Genomic DNA, 303 nt, shown 5'->3' on the forward strand with positions numbered 1-303 from the left:
CGATCCTGTTTCTACTGCTGTTGTTCAGTGGCCCGCGAAAAGGCCCGGCGTTGTCCGAGCTCCCGCGCTGGCAGTTGATCGGCGGTTTCCTGGGGCCGATCTACGTGGTGGTACTGACCCTGGCCACGCCGCATATCGGCATCGCGATGACCATGATCGCGATTCTTTCGGGGCAAGTCGGCAAGAGCGTGCTGATCGACCATTTCGGCTGGTTCGGCGCGGCGCGCAAGCGGGTCAATGGCGAACGCTGGATTGCCTTGGCGTTGATTGTGGTGGCACTTGTTCTGATTGCGCGGGGTTAAG

General features: G+C 61.1%; 1 protein-coding gene. It reads left to right on the forward strand.

Annotation, left to right across the window (positions count from 1 at the left end; translation table 11 throughout):
• On the forward strand, positions 1-302 hold a 302-nt coding region (locus HX786_RS31655; protein ID WP_178913100.1), incomplete at its 5' end, for a DMT family transporter.
• Position 303: the final 1 nt, after the last annotated feature.

Origin of the sequence: Pseudomonas sp. 21615526 (genome assembly GCF_013386245.1) — a bacterium.
Classification (GTDB): Bacteria; Pseudomonadota; Gammaproteobacteria; order Pseudomonadales; family Pseudomonadaceae; genus Aquipseudomonas.